Origin of the sequence: Flagellimonas yonaguniensis (assembly GCF_029193885.1) — a bacterium.
Taxonomy (GTDB): domain Bacteria; phylum Bacteroidota; class Bacteroidia; order Flavobacteriales; family Flavobacteriaceae; genus Flagellimonas; species Flagellimonas yonaguniensis.
In genome coordinates, this window is the sequence record NZ_JARFVB010000007.1 from 40998 (window position 1) to 65228 (window position 24231).

General features: G+C 44.2%; 23 protein-coding genes and 1 tRNA gene. 19 read left to right on the top strand and 5 right to left on the bottom strand.

Features of this window, described 5'->3' with window-relative positions; translation table 11 throughout:
- Nucleotides 1–30 precede the first annotated feature (30 nt).
- Entirely contained in the window at nucleotides 31–741 is a 711-nt protein-coding gene (locus PY092_RS12295) for a tRNA1(Val) (adenine(37)-N6)-methyltransferase (protein ID WP_275616106.1), read from the bottom strand.
- 188 nt (nucleotides 742–929) lie between these two features.
- Between PY092_RS12295 and PY092_RS12300 the strand changes: the two genes are divergently transcribed.
- Nucleotides 930–1496 (top strand): outer membrane beta-barrel protein, encoded by a 567-nt coding sequence (locus PY092_RS12300; RefSeq protein WP_275616107.1) that lies wholly within the window; start codon nucleotides 930–932, stop codon nucleotides 1494–1496.
- A gap of 59 nt (nucleotides 1497–1555) precedes the next feature.
- Here the strand turns inward: PY092_RS12300 and rimM are convergent, their stop codons facing one another.
- Entirely contained in the window at nucleotides 1556–2083 is a 528-nt protein-coding gene (gene rimM, locus PY092_RS12305) for a ribosome maturation factor RimM (protein WP_275616108.1), read from the bottom strand.
- A gap of 12 nt (nucleotides 2084–2095) precedes the next feature.
- Nucleotides 2096–2665 (bottom strand): 30S ribosomal protein S16, encoded by a 570-nt coding sequence (locus tag PY092_RS12310; protein ID WP_275616109.1) that lies wholly within the window; start codon nucleotides 2663–2665, stop codon nucleotides 2096–2098.
- A 245-nt stretch (nucleotides 2666–2910) separates the two neighbouring features.
- On the opposite strand from PY092_RS12310, the gene dnaE reads away from it, so the two are divergent.
- The 10 genes from dnaE (at nucleotide 2911) to PY092_RS12360 (ending at nucleotide 15658) form a co-directional block, all read left to right on the top strand.
- Nucleotides 2911–7296 carry a DNA polymerase III subunit alpha gene (dnaE, locus tag PY092_RS12315; RefSeq protein ID WP_275616110.1) on the top strand — a complete coding sequence of 1462 codons (4386 nt, stop codon included), beginning with the start codon at nucleotides 2911–2913 and terminating at the stop codon, nucleotides 7294–7296.
- Nucleotides 7297–7398: 102 nt separating this feature from the next.
- Nucleotides 7399–7716: a thioredoxin gene (gene trxA / locus PY092_RS12320; protein WP_108246432.1), complete on the top strand. Its 318-nt coding sequence runs from the start codon at nucleotides 7399–7401 to the stop codon at nucleotides 7714–7716.
- 230 nt (nucleotides 7717–7946) lie between these two features.
- The gene (locus PY092_RS12325; protein WP_275616111.1) at nucleotides 7947–8876 is read left to right on the top strand and encodes a DUF58 domain-containing protein; all 930 of its coding nucleotides are present in this window, start codon (nucleotides 7947–7949) and stop codon (nucleotides 8874–8876) included.
- A 126-nt stretch (nucleotides 8877–9002) separates the two neighbouring features.
- Nucleotides 9003–9076: transfer RNA gene (locus PY092_RS12330), tRNA-Asp, on the top strand.
- Between the two features lie 243 nt (nucleotides 9077–9319).
- Nucleotides 9320–10555 carry a site-specific integrase gene (locus PY092_RS12335; protein WP_275616112.1) on the top strand — a complete coding sequence of 412 codons (1236 nt, stop codon included), beginning with the start codon at nucleotides 9320–9322 and terminating at the stop codon, nucleotides 10553–10555.
- A gap of 435 nt (nucleotides 10556–10990) precedes the next feature.
- Nucleotides 10991–11203, top strand: a complete 213-nt coding sequence (locus PY092_RS12340; protein ID WP_275616113.1) for a helix-turn-helix domain-containing protein — start codon at nucleotides 10991–10993, stop codon at nucleotides 11201–11203.
- A gap of 4 nt (nucleotides 11204–11207) precedes the next feature.
- Complete coding sequence (locus PY092_RS12345; protein WP_275616114.1) at nucleotides 11208–12275, top strand: DNA cytosine methyltransferase; 1068 nt, start codon at nucleotides 11208–11210, stop codon at nucleotides 12273–12275.
- Nucleotides 12265–14388, top strand: coding sequence for an ATP-binding protein (locus tag PY092_RS12350; RefSeq protein WP_275616115.1), 2124 nt, complete (start codon nucleotides 12265–12267; stop codon nucleotides 14386–14388). Before PY092_RS12345 ends, PY092_RS12350 begins: the two co-directional genes overlap by 11 nt.
- On the top strand, nucleotides 14388–14999 hold the full coding sequence (locus tag PY092_RS12355) for a response regulator (protein WP_275616116.1): 612 nt from the start codon (nucleotides 14388–14390) through the stop codon (nucleotides 14997–14999). Before PY092_RS12350 ends, PY092_RS12355 begins: the two co-directional genes overlap by 1 nt.
- Nucleotides 14999–15658, top strand: a complete 660-nt coding sequence (locus tag PY092_RS12360; RefSeq protein ID WP_275616117.1) for a hypothetical protein — start codon at nucleotides 14999–15001, stop codon at nucleotides 15656–15658. Before PY092_RS12355 ends, PY092_RS12360 begins: the two co-directional genes overlap by 1 nt.
- Nucleotides 15659–15791: 133 nt before the next feature.
- Here the strand turns inward: PY092_RS12360 and PY092_RS12365 are convergent, their stop codons facing one another.
- Together PY092_RS12365 and PY092_RS12370 are read right to left on the bottom strand one after the other, a co-directional pair.
- A complete protein-coding gene (locus tag PY092_RS12365) occupies nucleotides 15792–16241 on the bottom strand; it encodes a hypothetical protein (protein ID WP_275616118.1) in 450 nt (149 codons plus the stop codon).
- Between the two features lie 258 nt (nucleotides 16242–16499).
- Nucleotides 16500–17153: an N-acetylmuramoyl-L-alanine amidase family protein gene (locus PY092_RS12370; protein WP_275616119.1), complete on the bottom strand. Its 654-nt coding sequence runs from the start codon at nucleotides 17151–17153 to the stop codon at nucleotides 16500–16502.
- Nucleotides 17154–17368: 215 nt separating this feature from the next.
- On the opposite strand from PY092_RS12370, the gene PY092_RS12375 reads away from it, so the two are divergent.
- The 8 genes from PY092_RS12375 to PY092_RS12410 are packed head-to-tail and all read left to right on the top strand — an operon-like array spanning nucleotide 17369 to nucleotide 24180.
- The gene (locus tag PY092_RS12375) at nucleotides 17369–17662 is read left to right on the top strand and encodes a hypothetical protein (protein ID WP_129655986.1); all 294 of its coding nucleotides are present in this window, start codon (nucleotides 17369–17371) and stop codon (nucleotides 17660–17662) included.
- 41 nt (nucleotides 17663–17703) lie between these two features.
- Nucleotides 17704–17994: a hypothetical protein gene (locus PY092_RS12380; protein ID WP_275616120.1), complete on the top strand. Its 291-nt coding sequence runs from the start codon at nucleotides 17704–17706 to the stop codon at nucleotides 17992–17994.
- Nucleotides 17969–20404: a TraG family conjugative transposon ATPase gene (locus PY092_RS12385; protein WP_275616121.1), complete on the top strand. Its 2436-nt coding sequence runs from the start codon at nucleotides 17969–17971 to the stop codon at nucleotides 20402–20404. Before PY092_RS12380 ends, PY092_RS12385 begins: the two co-directional genes overlap by 26 nt.
- Nucleotides 20401–20982: a conjugal transfer protein gene (locus tag PY092_RS12390; RefSeq protein WP_275616122.1), complete on the top strand. Its 582-nt coding sequence runs from the start codon at nucleotides 20401–20403 to the stop codon at nucleotides 20980–20982. The genes PY092_RS12385 and PY092_RS12390 overlap by 4 nt, the downstream gene beginning before the upstream one ends.
- 9 nt (nucleotides 20983–20991) lie before the next feature.
- Complete coding sequence (locus tag PY092_RS12395; RefSeq protein WP_275616123.1) at nucleotides 20992–21813, top strand: hypothetical protein; 822 nt, start codon at nucleotides 20992–20994, stop codon at nucleotides 21811–21813.
- 29 nt (nucleotides 21814–21842) lie between these two features.
- Nucleotides 21843–22457, top strand: a complete 615-nt coding sequence (locus PY092_RS12400; RefSeq protein ID WP_275616124.1) for a conjugal transfer protein TraK — start codon at nucleotides 21843–21845, stop codon at nucleotides 22455–22457.
- 11 nt (nucleotides 22458–22468) lie between these two features.
- Entirely contained in the window at nucleotides 22469–23374 is a 906-nt protein-coding gene (gene traM / locus PY092_RS12405) for a conjugative transposon protein TraM (protein WP_275616125.1), read from the top strand.
- 11 nt (nucleotides 23375–23385) lie between these two features.
- A complete protein-coding gene (locus PY092_RS12410; RefSeq protein WP_275616126.1) occupies nucleotides 23386–24180 on the top strand; it encodes a DUF4138 domain-containing protein in 795 nt (264 codons plus the stop codon).
- Nucleotides 24181–24231: the final 51 nt, after the last annotated feature.

The following is a 24231-nucleotide window of genomic DNA, read 5'->3' on the forward strand; positions in this document are numbered from 1 at the left end:
AAGTAAATATAACATTTCATTCGTGTATTGTTACATTTTTAAATAAAATGCTTGGGTCAATTTGATGTATTCCTTAGTGTATTGATGTCGACCTTCTTCGATTACCAATGAATCAATATATGGTTCGCTATCATGGAAGCTGAATTCCATCAAACTCCTTTTAAAATCGGCATTGGGATTTCCCTTGACCCTCGTAATTCGATTGGGGAATAAATCAACGCTTTTAGCTAGGTGAACAAAGTACGCTTCTTCTTTATAAGGGATGATCACAGCAAAATTCCCACTTTTGGTCAAAAACTTGGATACACCATGGACCAATTCATCAAACGGCAACGAACTGCTCTGCCTTGCCTTATCTCTAGATTGATCGCCACTCGGAACATCTTCGGCATAGAATGGTGGATTGGAAACAATCAAATCGTACTTATCATCCATTTCATCCACAAATTCATCAAACCCCGCATGGTAACAGAACAGTCTGTCTGCCCAAGGCGAAGCTTCAAAATTGGTAACACATTGCTCATGGGCACCATCATCCAACTCAATGGCATCAATGGTTTCCGCCAACGAACGTTGAGCGAGTTGCAAAGCAATGAGTCCCGTTCCCGATCCAATATCCAAAATGGATTCGGGTTGTTTTTCCAACGAGGCCCAAGCTCCCAATAAAACACCATCGGTGCCTACCTTCATGGCACATTGGTCTTGATGAACGGTAAATTCCTTGAATTTGAAAGGTTTCATTACCTCAAAGATACGTTAATGATGTGTACTTGATTTACGGACATCAATTCAAATAGGGCATTCATTAACTGAGATAGGGCATTCGTGAATTCATAGGGTAATTACTCGAGTGATTGTGGTTATTTCGGCAACAATTTACGGGGAAGAGCCCCAATAAAATCATTACCAAATTATCTAAACTTATGATTATGAAAAAAATCTTTTTTGCATTCCTACTTATGCTTGCTGTGGTTCAAGTATCCCAAGCTCAAGAGCAAGGTAAATTCCGTGTTGGATTGGATTTAGGGTATACTATGCCCGATGGGGGTGGCGGTGTTCTCATCGCAGTGGAGCCAAAATACAATATTGCCGACAATATGAATATTGGTTTGCGCTTTGAGTCCGCAGCGATGGCTAAAAACGTAACTGATTCGGGATTGACCGTTGAAGCAGATATAGCAGCAAGTGCATCCTATCTAGGAACTTTTGATTACTATTTTCACAATGGGTCGTCTTCTTTTGCTCCATTTTTTGGAGCTGGAGCTGGATATAGCACTTTAGCTAATCTTAGCTTCGAAGATTTTGATGATGCAGAAGCAGAAGTAGATGGAAAGTTTGGAGGACTGGTCCGAGCAGGCTTTGAGGCAGGTAAATTTAGGATGGCGGCAAGCTACAATCTAATCGGAAAATCTGAGATTGAAGGAGCAGAAATCAAAAACTCCTACTTAGGCATATCATTAGGATTTTACCTAGGTGGCGGCAAGTGGAAAAAATAAAATTTCGTCTAGTTTTGTTAAGTGAATAGGGGGGCATTGATTTGCCTCCTTTTTTTGTCTTAACCTAGATAAAGGTCCACCAATCCCTCGGGTGTCTTTACGTGGATGGTTTTGTTTTCCCTGTCCACTTTGGTAATAATATCATCGCTGATGGGAATCAGCAGTTCCTTGTCTCCTTTCTTTATTTCGAACAAATCTTGGGAAGCACTATCGTTTACGGATTCAACAATGCCTATATTACCATGAACTTCATCCAAAATGGTAAAACCGATGACTTCATGATAATAGAATTTATTGCCTTTAAGCGGGGGCAACATGGTCAATGGCAAATAAAGTTCTGAACCGATGAGTTTATCTGCGGAGGGTTCATCCTTTACCTCTTCAAAATCGATGCGGAGCAGATTAGATTTGTGCAATCGGCACCTATCAATAAAAAATGGAATCAGGTTGTTTCCGAATGAAACAAGCACTGATTCCATATTTTCGTAGATATCTGGCTCATCGGTGTCCAACTTGACCAACACCTCGCCCTTAAAACTATATTTTGAAACGACTTTGCCCAGGTAGAAACAGTCTTCCTTACGCATCGTCCTACGTTTCTATTCTTCTTCTTTGGCAGCTTCTTCAGCAGCAGGAGCCTCTTCGGCTGGTGCTTCTGCAGTAGTGTCCTCAGTTGCAGCTTCAGCAGTTTCTTCGGCAGCCTCCTCAGCTACTTCCTCTTCAGGTAGTGCAGCAGCGGCCCTCTTGGCGCTTACTTCCTTCTCAGCTTCCAATGCTTTTGCTCTAGCTTCTGCTTCTGCTTTGCTCAAACCATCCCTTTTGGCTTGGACTTTTTGTTCTTTCTCTTCCAACCAAGCGTTGAATTTTTCCTCAGCTTGCTCTTCGGTCAATGCCCCTTTACGGACACCGCCTGCCAAGTGGTGCTTCATCATCACACCTTTGTAAGAAAGAATTGCTCTAGCTGTATCGGTTGGTTGTGCACCATTCTGTAACCATTTTACAGAACCGTCAATATCAAGATTGATTGTGGCTGGATTGGTGTTTGGGTTATAAGTACCCAATTTTTCCAAAAATTTACCATCTCTTTTTGCTCTGGAATCTGCGGCAACCACCCAATAAAATGGTTTACCTTTTTTACCGTGTCTTTGAAGTCTAATTTTAACTGGCATATCACATTAATTTGTAGGGTGCCCGACCCTGGTTATTAATTCTTTTATTTTTCAAATGTCATTTCCAAGAAATCGGAAATCAACTGCTTGTCTCTTAAGCGGGTGCAAATATAGTTCAATTCTTTCAACCTACAACTCTCCGATAGGATTTTTATTGGTTGATAAATCGTAAAAACTCTTTTTTACCAGTTCTTTGTTCTTCCGTACTTTTATTCATTCTTTTTTTTGACCGAGACAGATAGCCTATGTATTTGATTTTTGATACGGAAACCACTGGTTTGCCCAAGCGCTGGGATGCACCGATTACCGATACCGACAACTGGCCAAGATGCGTTCAGATTGCGTGGCAATTGCATGACGAACTCGGTAATTTGATGGAGCATCAGGATTTTTTGATAAAACCCGAAGGGTTCAACGTACCGTACGAGGCTGAACAGATACATGGTATATCAACGGCCTTGGCCGAAGAACAAGGGGTTCCATTAGATCAGGTTCTTGAAGCTTTTAATAAAGCAATGGAACAAGCCAAATTCATTGTCGGGCAAAATGTGGGGTTCGATGTCAATATAATGGGTTGCGAGTTTCATCGCGGGAATATGGAAAGTCCACTGACAGAACTCCCGGTTCTCGACACCTGTACCGAACATACGGCCGAATTATGTAAAATACCCGGAGGTCGTGGTGGCAAATTCAAGTTGCCCACCTTGACAGAACTCCACGAGTTTCTGTTCGGCGAACCCTTTGCCGAAGCCCACAACGCAACGGCCGATGTGGAAGCCACTACACGCTGTTTTTTGGAATTGGTCCGTAAAAAGCAATACAGCTATCAAGAACTGGATGTTCAGCCCGATTATTTTGAGCGTTTCTCAGAGGCCAATCCCCACGAGATAGCGCTTATCGGTTTAAAGCACATCAACCTAAAGGCCGCATCAAAAGAAATTGCCGATGCCCTATGGGCGGGAGATACAGGCGGAGTTTCCGACGAGGAAATCAAAGAGAATGTGGAGACCCTGGAAGATCAGCCTTTTGTGCATCTTCACAACCACTCCCAGTTTTCGGTACTTCAGTCCACTATCAACATAAAGGATTTGGTCAAGGCCACTGCTAAAAACGGGATGCCAGCGGTTGCACTGACCGACCATGCCAATATGATGGGCGCTTTTCACTTTGTGAAAGAAATCATGGGTCACAATAAAGCGGTAAAGGCCAAAAACGAGGAACTTATCGCCAATGGCGAACAACCTACAGAAAAAGAAATCACACCGATTGTTGGTTGTGAATTTTTTGTTTGTGAAGACCATACCTATAAAAACGTAAAGGACTACGGACATCAAATCGTGCTCTTGGCCAAAAACAAAAAAGGATACCACAATTTGGCCAAAATGTCCTCCATTGCTTACACGGATGGCTTTTACTATGTTCCCAGAATCGACAAAAAGGTGATTGAGCAATACAAGGAAGATGTAATTGCCCTTACCGGTAACTTATATGGCGAAGTCCCCAACAAAATTTTGAACGTTGGCGAGAATCAGGCCAAAGAAGCCCTTTTATGGTGGAAAGAGCAATTTGGCGATGATTTTTACATCGAAATCATGCGCCACGGGCAAGAGGACGAAGATCGGGTAAACCAGGTATTGGTACGAATGGCCAAAGACCATAATGTAAAACTAGTCGCCACCAACAATACTTATTATTGCGATAAAAAAGATGCTGAGGCACACGATATTCTATTGTGTGTGAAAGACGGGGAAAAGCAATCCACTCCAATAGGTAGGGGCCGTGGCTATCGTTATGGTTTGCCCAACCAAGAGTATTACTTCAAGTCTTCCGACGAGATGAAGGAACTCTTCAAGGATTTGCCAGAAGCCATTTTGAACATCAAGGATATCGTGGACAAAATCGAACCCTACGACCTTGCAAGCGATATTTTGCTGCCTAAATTCAGTATTCCAGAAGAATTCAAGGACCCAGAAGATGAAGTGGATGGTGGCAACCGAGGCGAGAACGCTTACCTAAGACATATTACCTACAAAGGGGCCGAAAAGCGATACGGAGAGCTTACGGATGAAATTAGGGAGCGGATAGATTTTGAATTGGAGATTATTAAAAACTCAGGATACCCAGGATACTTTTTGATCGTGGAGGACTTTATCCGCGAAGCACGGAATATGGATGTATCCGTAGGTCCGGGACGGGGTTCTGCTGCAGGATCGGTGGTAGCGTACTGTTTGACGATTACCAACATCGACCCCATGAAGTACGATTTACTTTTTGAGCGGTTCCTAAATCCGGATAGGGTTTCCATGCCCGATATTGATATTGATTTTGATGACGAAGGCCGTAGCCGCGTGATGGATTACGTAATCAACAAGTACGGGGCCAACCAAGTGGCACAGATCATTACTTATGGTACCATGGCGGCTAAATCGTCCATTCGGGACACTGCGCGTGTTTTGGATTTGCCCCTGGGCGATGCCGACCGTATTGCCAAGTTGATTCCAAACATGTCCAAGCTCAATAAAATATTTGGGGTTGAAGAAGCTGATCTAAAAAAGAAATTTCGTTCCGAAGAACTGGAAAAGGTCCATGAACTTCTCAATATCGCCGAAACGGATGATTTGGAAGGGCAAACCTTGAAGATGGCCCGGGTCCTAGAAGGTTCGTTGAGAAACACGGGAATCCATGCCTGTGGGGTGATCATTACTCCAGATGACATTACCAACTTCGTTCCCGTATCCGTAGCCAAGGATTCGGATTTATACGTTACCCAGTTCGACAACTCCGTAGTGGAGAGTGCTGGACTATTGAAAATGGATTTTTTGGGATTGAAAACCTTGACCTTGATCAAGGATACCGTGAAAATTGTAAAGGCCAGAACAGGAATAGAGTTAGTGCCTGATGATTTCCCACTGGACGATGAAAAAACGTATGAGCTTTTCCAACGAGGGGAAACAGTAGGGGTGTTCCAATACGAATCCCCTGGGATGCAAAAGCACATGAAAAACCTGAAACCTACGGTTTTTGATGACCTCATCGCCATGAATGCCCTGTACAGGCCCGGCCCCATGGAATACATCCCCAGCTTTATTGCCCGTAAACACGGTGATGAGGAAATCACTTATGACCTTCCGGACATGGAAGAATACCTCAAAGAAACCTACGGGATCACGGTATACCAAGAGCAGGTAATGTTACTCTCACAAAAACTGGCCGGGTTCTCCAAAGGTGATGCGGATGTGCTCCGAAAAGCCATGGGCAAAAAGATATTTGCCCTGCTGGAAAAACTAAAACCACAATTTTTGGATGGTGGGGAAAAAAATGGTCATCCACGCGATGTACTGGAAAAAATCTGGAAGGACTGGGAAGCTTTTGCCTCTTACGCGTTCAACAAGAGTCACTCTACTTGTTACGCCTATATTGCTTATCAGACTGCATACCTTAAGGCCCACTACCCTGCCGAATATATGGCGGCCGTTTTGTCCAACAACATGAACGACATTAAGCAGGTTACCTTCTTTATGGAAGAATGTAAGCGCATGGGATTGGAAGTACTGGGACCGGATGTCAATGAATCCTACTACAAATTTGCCGTGAACAAGGACAATGCGGTACGTTTTGGCATGGGAGCCATTAAAGGTGTAGGGCGCTCCGCTGTGGAGACCATTGTGGAAAACCGTAAAGAAGGAGGTGCTTACAGATCTATATTCGATATGGCAAAACGCGTAGATCTGCGTGCGGCCAACAAAAAAGCATTCGAGAACTTGGCGCTCGCAGGTGGCTTCGACTCCTTCGGCGACACCCATCGTGCACAATATTTCCATGATGAGGGAGATGGTATTACCTTCTTGGAGAAGGCCGTTAAGTATGGTTCCAAGTTCCAAGAAAACCAGAATTCATCCCAGGTAAGTCTTTTTGGCGAAGCGAGCGAAGTTCAGATTCCCGAGCCCATTGTGCCTCCCTGCGAGGAATGGGGCACCATGGAAAAGCTACGTCGTGAGAAAGAAGTGGTCGGTATTTACATTTCTGGACACCCGTTGGATGACTTCAAAAAAGAAATTAAAGCATTCTGCAAGAACACCGTAAGCGATTTCTCCCGTTTGGAAGAACACGTAAATAGAGAGCTGACCGTCGCAGGAGTAATTACCGACGTACAGCACCGGGTTTCCAAAAACGGTAAAGGCTGGGGACTCTTCACACTGGAAGATTATAATGAATCCTTTGAACTTCGGATTTTTGGAGAGGAATATTTAAAGTTCCGCCATTTTTTAATGATGAACTCCTTCGTACACGTGAGAGCTTATGTGCGCGAAGGCTGGGTAAATCGTGATACAGGCAAAAAAGGAGACCCAAGGTTACAGTTCAATGATTTTAAACAGCTTCAGGATGTAATGGATGCCTTTGCGAAAAAGCTGACCATCAAACTGAATATTGATCGCCTTCAAGAACAAAGGATTCAAACCTTAAAGGACACTGTGCGGATGCACAAGGGCGACCACCCTATTAGTTTCATTATTTATGAAATGCAAGAGGAAATCAAACTCAAACTATCGAGCCGAAAACAAAAAGTTAAGATAACCAGCGAATTGCTTTCTGAACTGGATGCGAACGAGATTCATTACAAATTGAATTAGACCATAATTATTGTCAATGGCACAATAATTAAAACGAATACGCCCTGTGTAAGTTACATGGGCATTATTTGACTAACTTTGCATAATATTAAAACAAATAAGATGGCACTAGAAATAACAGATGCGACTTTTGACGAAGTAGTTTTAAAAAGTGACAAGCCTGTCCTAGTAGATTTTTGGGCAGCATGGTGCGGGCCTTGTAGAATGGTAGGTCCGATCATTGAAGAAGTAGGACAAGAATACGATGGCAAAGCCGTTGTTGGTAAGGTTGATGTAGATGCCAACCAGCAGTTTGCCGCTAAGTACGGTGTACGTAACATCCCTACCGTTTTGGTTTTCAAAGATGGTGAGGTTGTTAACCGTCAAGTGGGCGTATCTCCTAAAAAAACCTATACAGATGCAATTGATGCAGCACTGTAAAAAGAAAATTGGAATTGGATTTTAAAAAAGGTTTGGCAAATGCCAAGCCTTTTTTATTTTATCTTCATCAATAATAACAATTAGTTCTAAAGTTTGATTCTAACAAATGTCACCTCGAGCGCAGTCGAGAGGTCAATTGTATTTTAGTCATGAACGAGGTCTCGACTCCGCTCGACCTGACAACCATTCATACTAAATCGAAATCAAACCGAATGCTTTTGAAGTGAACCATGGACGTACGATCGGAACTTAGCAAAACAACCCTTTTCCAAAATTTGGAACTTTTGGCCCACCAAATTGTGGAGGGGTTTATCAGTGGTATCCATAAAAGTCCGTTCCATGGATTTTCAGCAGAGTTTGCCGAACATAAAATTTACAATCCCGGACAAAGCACCAAACATATCGACTGGAAGCTATTTGCAAGGACAGACCGTTTGTACACCAAACGTTTTGAGGACGAAACCAATCTCCGTTGTCACATGATTCTGGACAACTCGGCCTCCATGTACTACCCCGAGGTAAAGGAATATTCCTTGGGCAACCTCAACAAAATCGGTTTTGGGGTGCTTTCCATTGCCGCCCTCATGCAAATTTTGAAAAAGCAACGGGATGCCGTTGGACTCAGTATTTATTCTGACACGTATGATTTCCATGCTTCGGAAAAGAACAGCGAACGCCATTTTCAGATGCTGTATTCCAAACTGAATGAGGTAGCAACCCATACTCCAAAAACAAAAGAGACCAAAACCTATACCTTCCTCCATCAAATTGCCGAGAAAATCCACCGCAGAAGCTTGATTTTTCTGTTTACCGATATGTTCCAGACGGAAACGGAAGAGGAAAAACTTTTTGAAGCCTTACGCCATCTCAAGTACAACAAGCATTCCGTGGTCCTTTTCCATTTGTTGGACAATGAGCATGAGCTTTATTTTGATTTTGACAATACACCCAAACGTTTTGTGGATGTGGAAACGGGCGAACAGATAGATTTATATGCCCATTCCATTAAAAAGGCATATTCAGAAACGGTATTGCAATACCAGAAGGACCTCAAACTAAAATGTGCACAATACCAAATTAAATATGTGGGCGTGGATATAGGAGCGGACTTCTCCCAAGTCTTGAATTCCTTTATGATAGAGCGGCAGAAATTTGCTTGATTATTTTTTTAAAAAAATGTTTTGCCATATCCGAAATGAGAATGTATATTTGCACTCGCTTTAAAAAAGCAAATGAACAAGATTTGAATCCGACTGTTGTCGGGGTCTTCTAAAGACAAAATCATTGGTCTGGTAGTTCAGTTGGTTAGAATACCTGCCTGTCACGCAGGGGGTCGCGGGTTCGAGTCCCGTCCAGACCGCTTGGATAGCGTTAAATAATCCGCAAAAGCCTGTAAATGAATAATTTACAGGCTTTTTAATTTTATCCATCTCCAAAACTCACCAAATAATATCAAAAAAAAGGTGAGTCTCGCGGTGAGTCTAAATGTCTCTTTGAAAGACTCACCAACATCGCTATAATCGACTGTTAAAGAAATCTTTACGCCGAAATTTTAACATTTGGTTTTTATACCTTCCCGGCCAATCATTCAAAACCCTTGTCAATGTTTGGACCAATGAACATATTGTTCTATCCGAAAAAAATGGATTCGGACACCGATGGAAAAGTGACCATCTATACCCGTATTACCGTTAACGGAAAGCGCAGTGAGTTCAGCCTCCGCAGAAGGGTCGAGGAGCGCAAATGGGACCGAAGAGCGGGAAAACTCAGGGGGACGGCACCAAAGGTGGCCAATTTCAACAGGTTCCTTGAAAACGTGAAAAACCGGTGTTTTGAGGTGTATGACAACCTACTGAAGGAAAGGGAGGATATCTCTGCCACGATGATCAGGGACACCTATTTAGGGAAGGGGAAGAACCAGCATATGCTCCTGGAGATCTTCGATGACCATAATCGGGAAGTCGAAAGCTTGATAGGTAGGGGCTTCGCCAAAGGGACCTTACAGCGTTACAATGCGGCCAGGAGGCATGTTTTCGATTATATCCAACATGCTCACCAAAGAAAGGACATACCCGTTAAAAAGGTGGACCACAAGTTCATTACCGGATTGGAATATTTCCTTAGATTCAAAAAGAACTGTAACCACAATACCACGGTCAGGTACATCGTGAACTTTAAAAAAATCATCAGGATCGCCTATGCCAACCAATGGATTGAACGGGACCCCTTCTTCCATTGGAAGGCCAGTTGGAAACACAAGGAACGACAATATCTCACCCAAGAGGAACTGACCCGAATTTTTGAAAAGGAATTCGACATTGTAAGATTACAGACCGTCAAGGATATTTTTCTGTTCTGCTGTTATACGGGCTTGGCTTTCGTGGATGTTGAAAAATTGAACAAAGATCATATCGTCAAGGACATCAAGGGCCAAAAATGGATCAAGACCCATCGACAAAAGACCAAGGTATTGAGCAGTATACCCCTGTTGAGCATTCCGGAGGCCATTATTGAAAAATACAAAGATCATCCCAGGGTGGTGGCAAAAGGGACACTGCTCCCTGTCTACACCAATCAACGGACTAACTTTTATTTGAAAGAAATCGCCATAGGCTGTAAGATCAACAAAACACTTACCACACACTTGGCCAGACATACCTTTGCCACCACGGTGACACTTTCCAATGGGGTATCTATAGAATCGGTAAGTAAAATGCTTGGGCACACCTCATTGAAAACGACCCAAATCTACGCGAAGGTATTGGACAGTAAAATTTCAGATGATATGGAAAAATTGAAAAATGACCCGGCGCTATTGGAGTTTGCCAAGTCAATCTAAATCTTTTTAATCCGGTTTTTATTGGTTGTTCCTTAAGGATTCTTTGAGCTATAAAAATGAAATTTATAGCCCATTTTTTACAATTTCTTGGGCATTTACAAAAAAATATCACATGTAATATTTGAAGGAAAGACTGGGGTTTTCCTTCACGGAGAGGACACAATCCTATACTCAGGGGTCAGACAAAAAAATCGAAGATATGCAACCATTGATTAAATTCTTCCATTCCATAAAGACATATTTATCTATGATGGTTTAAACCTATCTTTGGAACAAAGAAAAATTATACAATCGAAAAACTATTGAAATTTGATAATTTTTCATATTGCAATACAATATTTTATAATACAAAAATGTATCATAATTTCACATAGTAATAAAATGTATTGTATTCTATTAATAGATTTTATTACATATTGATATGAAATTATATTAATGAGTACCAAAACCAGAATGAATCGGGTAAAAGAAGTTTTGCAGGAACAAGGTAGAACCCAAACTTGGCTTGCAGACAAAATCAATAGAAGTTATGTTGTTGTCACAAATTATTGCAATAACAACAATCAACCTAGCATTGCTGTCCTACGTGCCATCGCAAAAGCTTTAGATGTAGATGTCAGAGAGCTCTTAGTTCCCACCAAACCCTAATATAATGGAAAATTATTCAGTAATTGATTTATTTTGTGGAGTAGGAGGCCTAACCCACGGGTTTGAAAAAGAAGGATTTGACGTTGTAGCAGGCATAGATTTTGACAAAAGCTGCGAACATGCATATAATTCAAATAACAAGGCGAAATTTATTTTTAGGGATATTGGTGATATGGCTCCCCAAGAGATTGATGCACTCTTCCCTGAAGGATCTAAGAAAATCCTGATTGGTTGTGCTCCCTGTCAGCCATTTTCCATTTTTAATCGGAAGAATGGCGGAAAAATGAGTGAATCCAATGACCTACGCTGGAAGCTTCTATATGCTTTTGCCAACATAATAGTAAAAACCAAACCTGATATCATTTCAATGGAAAATGTCCCGCATCTTAAAGGTTTTAAGAACGGGAAAGTTTTTAATGATTTCGTTTCTATATTAGAAAAAGAAGGATATAATATCTCCTATGAAATACATAATGCCCAAGATTTTGGAGTACCACAGCGAAGACATAGATTGGTACTTTTGGGTTCCCTACAAGGTAAAATTGAAATGATACCCCCATCACATAAAGACAATCCTGTTACAGTACGCGAAACTATTGGCTATCTTCCTCCGATTCAGGCTGGACAAATATCAAAAACTGATTTACTGCACCGTGCTAGAAACCTCTCCGAACTCAGCATGAAAAGAATCAAGGCTACGCCTGAAGGTGGTGGCTGGAAGGATTGGGACCAAGAACTAATCGCTGATTGTCATAAAAAAGAAGGCGGGAAAGCTTTTGGAAGTGCCTACGGAAGAATGAGCTGGGATAAAGTTGCTCCAACCATGACAACTTATTGCATCGGGTATAATAATGGTAGATTTGGCCACCCCGAACAAAATAGGCCTATATCAATTAGGGAGGCAGCATTACTCCAATCATTTCCTGAAAATTATGACTTTATTGACCCTGAAGCATCATTTTCTTCTGGGCGCTTGGCAAGACATATCGGAAATGCGGTCCCTGTCCTTCTGGGACAAGCAGTTGCAAAAAGTGTTGCAAGACATGTTGAAACAATAGAAAATGTCAAATAAAAATAACATATTAAAATGGAGATTCGATGTAAATACATTCCGCCTATTAGGTAGAGAGCTTATTACAGATAGAATAACGGCAGTTTATGAGTTGGTCAAAAATTGTTATGACGCCAACGCCAAAAAAGTCACAGTCCATTTTAATAATGTTGGGGCAGACTCTGAGGGATTAGCACAAATCATTATTGAGGACGATGGTCACGGGATGTCCTTTGAGGACATTCGCGACAAATGGATGGTTGTTGGAACCGCCAGCAAGCGGACTAACCTTTTTTCCCCACCCCCGTTCAACCGAAGATATGTAGGTGAAAAAGGAATAGGAAGGTTTGCTGTTGACAAACTTGGAGGAAAAGTCAGAATTATTACGAAACAAGCTGGAACTAACGAACGGTTAATTGTTGTAATAGACTGGGATGAATATGAACGATTATCTAACCAACCACAATTGGAATTGTTTACTGACGTCCCAAACGATTACCACTGGGAACCCGCACCAATTGAAGAACAAGGCACCAAGCTTGAAATATCTTCGATACCAGATAACGAAATTTGGACAGATTTAGATATCAGGAGATTGGAACGCGAGTTGGAAAAAATAGTGTCCCCATTCTTTCCCTTAAAACCTCCCTTTAATATTTGGATAAAGTCCAACGAATATAAAGAATTTGAGAGAAAACATATTGAACCTGAAACAGTCAAATATTCAAGTCATGAGTTTTCTATCGGATTTGATCAAAAAAGAAACTATCAAGAAACTCTGGTTTTCGATAAAGAAAAAAAAGAAATTATTACCAAAAGAGTCCCCATGAAATCTTTTGGACCAGTAAAACTGCATTTGTACTACTTTAACGAGCAGGCGAAAAAAAAATACAACGCAGTATACAAAAATGATGATTACCGAGTTGATGGTGTCAAAATATATCGCGATGGGCTAATTACAACCCCATTTGCGGAATTTGAAGACAATGTAGACAAGAAAAGGGATATTCTCGGAATTGACAAACGCCGATGGTCAGGTGCGTGGGATAAAATAGGAACTAGGGAAATAATAGGTATCCTTGAAATTACAAATGATGACAATCCTAAGATTCGGGATGCAACCAACAGGCAAGATTTTGTTGATTGTCGAGAATATAGAGAACTAAAGGAATTCATCATTGATCAACTAAATACATTGGGAGAGCTTAAAAAGCATGAACGTGATATCGTCAAAGAAGAAACAGATTCGGCTCTCGTAAAGGCCAATATGGAAATCAAAGAATTTGAATCAGCCTTAGCAGATATAAAGCGTGAAAATCCAACATTGAGTCCTGCCCTTCAACCTTTGTTGAAACAAGCAAAACAGATTGATCGATCATTAAAGAAAGGAATCCAACAACAAAAAAAAGAACGTCAGGAACACATTCGGAAAGAGAATATTTACTTAAGCCTGATGTCACTTCAAGATTATGCCATTCATATTTCACATGCAGTAAGAACGGCACTTGGAAAAGTCAAACGAAGGGCAGAGTTTTTCAAGGATAATTTTCCCAATCCCAAATACCAGGAATTATTCTCAGATTATGCATTTGAGATATACACGGAAATGGAAAATCTCAATCGGATTATTGACTTTATGTTAAGTTATGCAGGCTCAAACATTGCAATGGAAGATTTCAATGTCCGTAATCTTTTACTTGATCTTTTCAATAGATCTTACAAACCTGAATTTGAAGCAGAAAACATCAATGCCCATGTAGAAGTAAAAGATAATTTTATTCTACATGCGAATAAAAAATTTTTCGAAGATATTATAGAAAACCTTATTTCCAACTCTGTTAAAGCTCTTAGAAACGAACAGAACAAAATCATAAAATGTACTGGGTTTATTGAAAATGATCATTTCATACTTTATTTTTCTGACAATGGTGAAGGCATAGTACCAGGCAATGAAGAAAAAATATTTGAGATGTACCATACCACAACTGCTGATCTTGGGGGAGCAGGAGTGGGTCTATATATTGTAAAAACGCGTGTTGAATCTCTAAAAGGAGATATAAAAGTAGTGTCAAGCGAGTTTGCCCCTAAGGGGGCAACCTTCAAAATTTCATTCCCATTTAAGAAGAATAGCTAATGGAGCCTATTAAAATACTTATTATTCATGATGATATGAGCGATAATGATCCGCTCATTGTCACCTTAAAAGAGAAGTACGGAGAAGATAACATAAAGCTTGAAAAAAGATCAAGTAAGGGATTAGCATATATACATAATCATCTGACCAGTAAATTGATTGTGCTTTTGGACTTTGATTTAGGTCAAGGTGAACCCCATGCACCCGAAGTGATTGAAAGAATTAGGGAAGAAACTTCTTTAATTTATGTCATTATTATAACGGCCAAGCAATTCTCAAGTATTTCACATGAAGCATTGATTAAGTTCATCAATAATGAAACTTTAGGAATAATCCAAAGCACAGCGGACATTAAGGATATAGTGAGTCTAATTGATAAGGCCGCTCATGAGTTGGATACAAGGGTTGACTGCGTTTTGGAGCAATGGATTGCTAAACGACCAAAGGAAGAAAGAGAAAAACCGTTCCTAACAACCCGCTCAGGTGAAACGTATACCTTAGATGATCTCATAATTGAAATTAGAAAAGAATCTGAACTAGGACAAAGACTAGAAAAAGGGATATTGCAACTTGCAATTGAACAATTGACCAATGGTGACAAGAAGCTGTGATGATTGAATTCATAATCGCTTATGATGAAAGGGATTTGGAACTTGGAACCTATTTCCAAAAGTGTAGGGACGAACTGCACACTTTAATTCAGAACCTACCCAACTTTTCTCATACAGCAAACGATGTTCCTGCTAATCGGTGCAATATGGCGTACCTTGAAATAAACCTTGGGAAATTAAGGGATATGCCATTCATTATAGCCGCATATACACATGGAAACTCAAAACAACTTGTAGTAAACGGAACTCGTTTTATTGACACAGATGAGGACAATTCATATTTCCAAAATTCCTTCTTTTATACAAATAGTTGCTCAAGCGGGATTAAATTGGGTCCGAACCTTATTGACAATAATTGTAGTGCATTTATTGGTTTTGATAGCGACGTCGATGCGTTATTAGGTGATTACTATGAGGATTTATCGATTAAATGCGATAACTATGGCATCACTGCCTTTCTTAGCCAAGAAATTACTGCTATTCAGGCCTATGATCAAATGCGTGATAATTACACGAATGAAATACAGAAACTGCAAAATAGTATGGATATTCTCCGGGCAGGCATCCTTATTAACGCTAGAGAGTCTTTAGTATTTCATGGGAATAAGGAGTTGACAAAAACCGATTTAGAAATTTCTGAAATCTCGGAAGAAGAGTAATAGATTTTTTTGAAATAATAAAGTATTGACCAAAATCCTTTCAACAAAACAGAAACATGGATTTTATAGAAAAAGCTATTTAAAAGTTCTCTAAAAAATACCGCTCAAAAAAGGGGGTTGCCCCCTTTTTCTTCTAATTCCCTAGATTTTTGGTCTGTTCCTGAAGATCCTTTTTGAAGACTCCCACGACTTGATCTACTTCGTTCAACAGATAGGCGGTAAAGTTTTCGACAGTCTCAGGTTGGTTGATGGTAAAGATCTCTTCAAACCGGTCATAATCCCCTTTGCCTTTCAGGACAATGACGTACGGGAATTCCTCCACTTCCTCTTGCTCGAACTTGTCGCTCTTTTTGGATTTGTGCGTTTTGATCTTTTCCAAGGCTTTTTGGAGGTCGGTCTGCTTGTACTTCAATCGACCATAGTGTCTTTTGAGCTGTTCCAAGCGTTCGATCTTTTGGAGGATGGTCTCCATGTTCTCCAATTTTGTTTCCCCATTTGCTGGAACCACGTTCGCAGCTTTTGGTTTTGCTGCCACTGCTGTTGCCTTGGCATTCTTTTTTGGTGTTTCCACTGTTTTTTCCATGATTAAAAAGATTTTAAATTAAACATGCCGTGAACCCAACCAACAGGAGCGAAGCGGGGGATGGGTCAAGGTGGAATTAGGGAGCTGGCTCCCGGTAAAAAATTGGTCTGCCCATTTTTTAAATCGACCTTGACAGGGGCTGCGGCTTGGTTAGCTTTACGGAATGATTAAGGTAAATCGAATTATTCCCCTTTCCTGAACCAACATTTGATCTGACCATGGACTTCCTTCAAAATGCATTTGATCAATGCTAGGGCCTCATTGGTGATTTCCTCCATCGCAATAGACTTTTATGGTTTCCAATAGAACAAGGGCGATGGCTGTTATGCTTGGTTTCTTAGAAAGGTGCTCCTCCTCTACCCCATTGGACAAAAATCCCAGTTCTACCAATACCGAGGGGCACAGTTGGGCGGTCTTGCGAAGCACCTGAAAATTGCCCGTTTTCACTCCCCTATCCTTAAGACTCAAATGCAGGTTAAGATTCTGGCCAATGGTATTGGCCAATCGAAAGGAAGCTTCCGTATGCCTTCCCCTACCCTTGGATACATACATTTCAATGCCTTGGGCTCCCTTCCTTTGGGCCTGGTTGCAATGGAGGGAAATATAGGCATCTGCTTTCAAGGCTTTGGCCAATCCGGTCCTATCTTTAAGAGAAACCAGGGTATCTGTATATCGGGTAAGATAAAGCTCCAAGGTACCGCAATGGATGTCCTGGTTCAACCGGACCATTTCCTGGGCCACCTTTAGTACAATGTCCTTTTCCAGGACCCCTTGGGTCCCGATGGCCCCGGAATCGGTGCCCCCGTGTCCGGGATCGATGGAGACTATGGGCAAATTATGGGTGCTTTGCCCGTAACATAGTGGTGGGTATACTGTAAATAGCAGAAATAGGATCCGTAGTGCGGTTTTCATTGCAATGGGTTTTGGATTTCCATTGCACAATTTTTACCGAATCCTCCATTTCGCTTTAAATCCTCCAAATTTTAACGCTCCGATTTGTTAATTTTTATGGGCTTTCCATGGAACCTTTCCAAACGCTGGAAATTCCGTATCGGAAATCAAACATTCATTAATAACCGGCCCTCATTCCCGAAGCATCGGGACGGGCAGTCAAAAAACGAACAGTCATGAAAAACCAAAAAAGAGCATTATTGCTTTGGGCCTGCCTCTTGGCGTCCCTGCCCATCTACCCTCAGATTGGGGGCATCGAGGATTCCGTCAACGACATCTCGGACACGATCCGGACCATCTTTCCCATCATCCTTGGGGTCATCTTCCTGATCGGGTTCCTGTTCAATGCGGGGCATTTCTTCGGGGAGAACGCCGACCTGAAAAAGGGGATTACCCGTGTCTTGGTCTTTGTATTGATCGCAGGGGCGGTGGTGGGCATCTTTACCTATCTGATCGGCATCGTGGTCTAACGCACACCGAGCGCTTTGGCATCAAATCCTTATGTAGCCGTATGAAACAGTATGAAGTCTATCGCCATATCCGTGGGCGTGCCCTGATCTTTGGGTTGCCCGTGGCCTTTTTTGCCCTACAGATGCTGGCCGTCATCGGCTCCCTGATGGCGGTCATCTTCTCCTTTGACCTGGTTTTGCTCTTTGGGGCAATGATGGCCAATGGGATACTCTATGGTTTCCTCCTCAAATGGGCCCAACGACCTGAATTGTTACCAATGGGGAATGTATTTCCCCAGATGATCTCCAACAAAAAAATCACCTTCAATGAAACATACGATGAACTTGCATGAGCGGTATCCCATCGTGGATGTGGACCAAAACAGGATCTTGGCCAACAATGGAAATCTGGCCTATGCCTACCGTTTGGAACTGCCCGAGATCCACTCGCTGTCCGAGCAGGATTTCGAACAGCTCCACGGCCTGTGGTGCCAAGCACTAAAGTCCCTTCCGGTGGGTACCTTGGTCCATAAACAGGATATCTACCGAAAAACGGCCTTTGATACCAAGGGCTTGCCGGACGATACTTTTTTGGCCCAAGCCACCTGTAAACATTTTCAGGGTCGGGAGCACCTGTCCCATGAATCCCTGCTCTTCTTTGTCTGGCCGAAGAACAGGGCAGTGAACAGTTCCAATCTGGTCAATCCCTTTGCCCATATCCCCAAAAAGCTGCCGGAGAGCCTTGGGGAAAAGGCGGAGGAGTTCGGTAAAGCGGTACGGGATGCGGTGGGCTTTTTGAACAATGGCCCCCACCTTTCCCTATTACCGTTCAACCAGGCTTCCATCATCCAATACACGGATGCCTATTTCAATGGGTTCAACGAGGGCTTTGACACGGATATGGTCTTGGGCAGGGACAAGGTCAAGATCGGGGACCATTTTTTCGGCGCCATGGCCGTGAACAACGAGGCCTGTTTCGGGGATATGGTGAAGACCAGTAGGCCCAATGAAAAGTACACCGCTGATGGGTTCCTGTTCCATCAGGGCTTTATCGATGGGCTTGGACTTACCTTTCCGGGGAACCACATCGTCAACCAGATCATCCATCTGGATGACCGGCACAAGTGGCGAAAACTGTTGGAAAAACGTCTGGAGGAACTCTCCAAGAGCAGCAATTTTGGGACGTGGAACAAGGTGCTGTACGACAGGGTATCGGACACCTTGGATAAGATCAACAACGATGATTCCGCCCGGATCGTACGGGGCCAATTGAATGTGGTCCATTGGTCCAGGGATGAAAAAGGATTGGACCATACGGTCTCGGAACTGGTGGCCCGGTTCAAGGAACTGGACATCCAGCCGTACCGGCCCGAGGGGCAGGCCCGCATCCATTACCTGCTGAACAGCTTTCCGTTGTTCTCTTCCAATTTCTCGGACAGCGACCTCTACGTGACCGATCTGAAGCATGCCCTTTGCCTGATGGTCAACACCACCAACTACCGCTCTGATGGCGAAGGGATCCTTTTCAATGATCGCTTGGACAACATCCCGGTGCTGAAGGATGTATGGGACGAGAGAAAAAAGCGCATCAAGGCTAGGAACTTTGCCATTTTTGCCCCTACAGGGGAGGGCAAGTCCTTTTTGGCCAACAACATCCTGCGGCAATATTTTGAGCAGGGGGTCCGCTTGGTGATCATCGATTTGGGGGGCAGTTATGCCAAGTTTGCCCAACTCTATCCGGACCAGCACATCATCCTCAAATACGAACAAGGCAAAAACCTCGGTATCAATCCTTTCTATTTACCAAAACCCCACGATGTGGGGGCGGAATGGTTGGAGGATCTGACGGTCTTTTTGATGGAGCTCTATGGGTCCCATCAAAACGTGACCAAGGCCCAGGAAGTGGCCTTGAAGAAAATATTGCGCCATTATTATGGAACGGTCCAGGAGGGCCACAGTCTTGATGGACTGTATGCCTTTATTACCGATAACAAAGATTCTCTGTTAAGGGAACTGGGCATCGACCCAAGCTATTTCAACCTGACCCATTTCCTGCACATCCTTTCCGAATATGTGGGCAATGGCCTCTACAGCTTTCTCTTCAAGGTCGGGGAAGACCGATCCCACCGTCTGGAGGACAAACGCCTTATCGTCTTTGAACTGGACGAGGTCAGGGACAACAAGGAATTATTGTCCGTAATGCTGAAGCTCATCAAGTCGGCCATCCAACGGACCATCTGGCGGAACCGTTCGGAGCGGGGCATTATCCTCTTCGATGAGTTCGCCAAGCAGCTCAAGTTCGACAATGTGTTGGAGAGCGTAGAGTTCTATTACCAGGCCATCCGCAAACAGAACGGGGCCATCGGCATCGTTCTACAGTCCATCAACCAATTGCCCGAGAACCATACCTCGGCCACCATTTTGGAGAACACCCAGGTCATCTACAGCCTGCGTAACGAAAAGGGGTACGATGCACTCCAACAGCGGCTCAACCTGAGCGCCCACGACCTGAACCAACTCCGTTCGATCCAAAACGACCTGAAGGGCGAGCGCAAGTATACGGAGATCTTTATCAAGATAGGTTCGGAGAGCAACGTCTACCGCTTGGAAGTGCCCCCGGAGGCCTATGCGGCCTACTTGACCGACGGTACCGAAAATGAGGCCATTATGGCCCTTTATGAAAAAAACCAAGATATGGAGCAGGCCATCAAGGAATTTATCGCTACAACCCAAAAATCATCCATCAAAAATCATGAATCATGAGGAAAAAACTCACCAAAACACTCATCATCGCTCTGTTCATCCTAATACCAAAAGGCCACTGTGTGGCCCAGGGGATGCCTGTGTATGACAATACCAATTTTATTTCCCTTGGGAAACAACTGATCGAATCCGCCAAGCAGACTGCGGAACTGTTAAAAATGGTGGACGAGCTGGGTGCCGTCCGGGAAAAGATCGAGAAGGTCAACAATGCCGTCAAGCAGTACCAGGCCGTCCGGGACATCACCCGCAACAACGAACAACTCTTCGAGATGGTCCGGGATGACCTGAGGGAAATCTTGGACTCCCCCTATATCCATGGCGATGAAGTGGAGGCCATAAGCAATGCCTTCAATGGTATCATCGAACATTCCCTGGACCAACTTGATTTTATGGGCCAGGTGCTCAGCAGCGACATCTTGAACTTGACCGATGCGGAACGCCTGGAAATCTTGGAGGCCCAACGGGAGGCATCCCAAGCGATGGTGGCCGACATCCAACTAAAAAAGCGGCGGTATGATAGGATCATTTCGTTCCGGAAAATGCAGGCCCTTATCAAGGACCGGAAATTAAACTATTAAAGGTAAGTTATGGGACTCGAATATGTGGACGCGGTCTTCCAGACCATCAAGGACAGCAGTTTTGCCACCTACACCATCGGGGGCATGAAGGCCCTGGCCGTACTGTTCTTTTTGGTCAACATCCTCAAAAAATACTATGAGGGCGGGGCGACCCGTACAGGACTTACTTGGGGGCTGACCCCCACCGATCTGATCAAGAACTTTGCGGTGGTGTTGGTGGTACTGTTCTCCACGGAGGTACTGGCGGCCTTTGATGGTATTTTGGTGGCCATTGAGGGGCAGTACCGGGACACGGCCCCCGATCTCTTGCCCTTGGGCCTACAGGAGGTCGAAATCGAGGAGGAAACGGGCCTCTTTGATGCGGCGACCAAGGCCATGGCCCTGCTGTACGAATGGCTGGCGACCCCATTTTTGGGACTGCGTACCCTGGCCTGGGGCGGGGCGTTGGTCCTCTGGGTCCTGGACCTCTTCATCTATCCGCTCTTTTTGGCTGAACGTTATTTTATCCTGGGGGTGATGCAGGCCTTTTTTCCGCTGGTGATCAGCATGGCGGTCTTTGAAAAATTCCGGGAAATGGGCTATCGCTTTTTTAGGCTCTATGCGGCGGTGTACATGATTGTGCCGGCTTTCTTTCTGGTCAACGTCTTTGTCAATGCGCTGTACCAGGAGGTGACGGAAAACTTTTGGCCCAACCTGTTCGGGACGGACTATGGGAGCGAGCTGTTCGAGCCCTTGATCGAACTGGCGGGGATCGGTTTTATCGTACTGTTGAAGTTCAAGCTCTACCAACGGGCGACCTCGTTCACCTTCCGCCTCTTCAGTGGTGCATAATGCACATTAATTTATTTAAATGGAGTTATATGAAAACAACTTATAAGAACATCACCGACATCCTCCGTCTTAACCGCTTTATCGTTTTGGCGGTGGTCAGTCTCTGTCTGTTGACAAGTGGGCTTTCCCTAGGATTGCTCTACCATTATCAGGAAAAACTGTTGAACGCTGCCTTTGCCATCCAAAGCGATGGCACGGTCCTGCCCTTGGAACTGGTGGACCAACGGGAAAACCGGGAAGTGGAGGCCCTGGCCCATATCGAGCGCTTCCACCGGCTCTTTTATGGGATCGACGGGACCAATTATCGCGCGCGGTTGGAAAAGGCGCTTTGGCTGGGGGATGCCTCGGTGGATGCGGTCTATCGACAAAAACGCTCGGATGGGGTCTATAACCGCCTCTTGCAGTTTTCGCTCCGACAGGAAGTGGTGCAGGTGGACATTGAACTGAACCTGGACCAAGAACCCTATAGCTTTCGGGCCAGGACGGTATTCGAAGTGAACCGGGGCACGGTCACGGACCGTTACCAGTTGGACACTTCCGGGGAACTGGTGCCCGTGGACCGGAACTTTCCGCACAACGCCCACGGGCTATTGATCACCAACTTCTTTGAGGATGCCTTGCGCAAACTGGAACCACAACCGTAAAAGCTGTTATCATGAAACCTGAAAAGAACAAGATCGTATTCATTGGATTATTATTGGCCATTGCCATCTTTATCGTCCTCTATGCCATTTCCCTGAACAAGGAAGATGAGCAGCCTAAACTGAAGCAGCCCAAGGTACCGGAATTGAAGGATGTGCCCGAGGAGTACGGTTCCAAACTGGAGGCGGTGGATGCCATCAAGGAACAGCGGGAGATCCCCAAGCCCAGCCTGTACGGGGAAGGCCGGATTGATTCCACCGGGACCTATGATCCCCTATTGGGGGAAAAGGAGCGGCAGCGCATCGTGGACAGCATCTATCGGGAGGGCCGCATCGATTATGGGGAGGGCACCTACCGAAAACCCCAAAGAATGATCAGGAAAAATGAAGATACCATTCCCAAAAGGTCCGATCCACCTATAGAACAGGAGCCCGAACTTGTCGATTTTTCAGAGGCCCATCGGGACTTCTTTGGCCATACCAAAACGGATACCCATACCGAACCGCCCATGGCGGTGGCGGTGGCCATGGTCAATGGGGAGCAGACGGTCCGGGCCAACAACCGTTTGGAACTGCGGCTAAGGGAAGCTGTGGAACTGGAGGGAAAGCGATTTGAGCGGAACACCCTGCTCTATGGCTTTGTCAGTTTTCGGGCTAATCGGGTCTTTGTGGCCATCGACCATATCGGTCCCAACCCTGTTTCCCTGAAAGCCTATGATTTTTTGGACGGTGGGGAGGGCATCTATGTGGAGCACAGTTATCGGGAAGAGGCCACGCGGGAGGTGCTGGACGATGCCGTGCAGGATGTGAACCTGCCCGGGGTGCCACAGCTGAGTGGGATCCAACAAGTGTTCCGCCGTTCCAACCGCACCGTCAAGGTGACCGTCCATGACCAGTACCAATTGATACTCAAACCATAACATTCCATCCTATGAGAACTTTCCCTTTATTCCTATTTAGTCTTTTGTCCTATTTGACTCTACGGGCCCAAACGGACACCCTGTATGTCAACGATACCCATACCTTGGCCCTGGTATTACCCAACCCCATCACAAGGGCGGTTACCGGACATCCCCATTACCAATTCGGATATGATACCAACTCCCCAGGGAGGCTTGGGCTTTTACAGGGGCATCCCGGTACGGACAGCAACCTGTTGGTTTTGACCGAGGATGGCCGGGCCTATTCCTTTGCGCTGGCCTACCGGAAAGAATTGCAAGAAAGCTACCGTTTTGTGCATGTGGACAAAAGCATTGGAAATGTCCGGCCTGTGAAACCTATGGATTCATTGGTCCAAAACCCCATGCCCTCGTTGGGGTCGAACAGTCTCCAGTACCGAAAGGCCAGCACCTATTTTTTGGAAAAGGCCCAAACGGTACTGCGATCCAAACGGAAGGATGGGATTATCCTTCGGCTTCGGGACGTTGCCTATTATGGTACGAGTACCTATCTCGTTATGGAAATCGAGAACCGTTCAGATATTGATTTTGAGGTGGACTTTGTCCAGGTCTTCAAGGCCCATGGGAACCCTCGGAAAAAGTCTTCGTACCAGAAACTGCCTTTGGAACCCGTTTACAAACATCGTATGCCGACTATCGTCACAGTAGGACAAAAACAACGCTTTGCCTTTGTGGTGCCCAAGTTCACTTTGGGGGATAGGGAAAAACTGATGGTGGAGCTTCGGGAGAAAAGGGGGAGCCGGAGAGTGATGTTAAACTGGGATTGAAATTCCGTGCTTTGTTGCACAGATGACTATTAGACTTTTCAAAGTGTATGT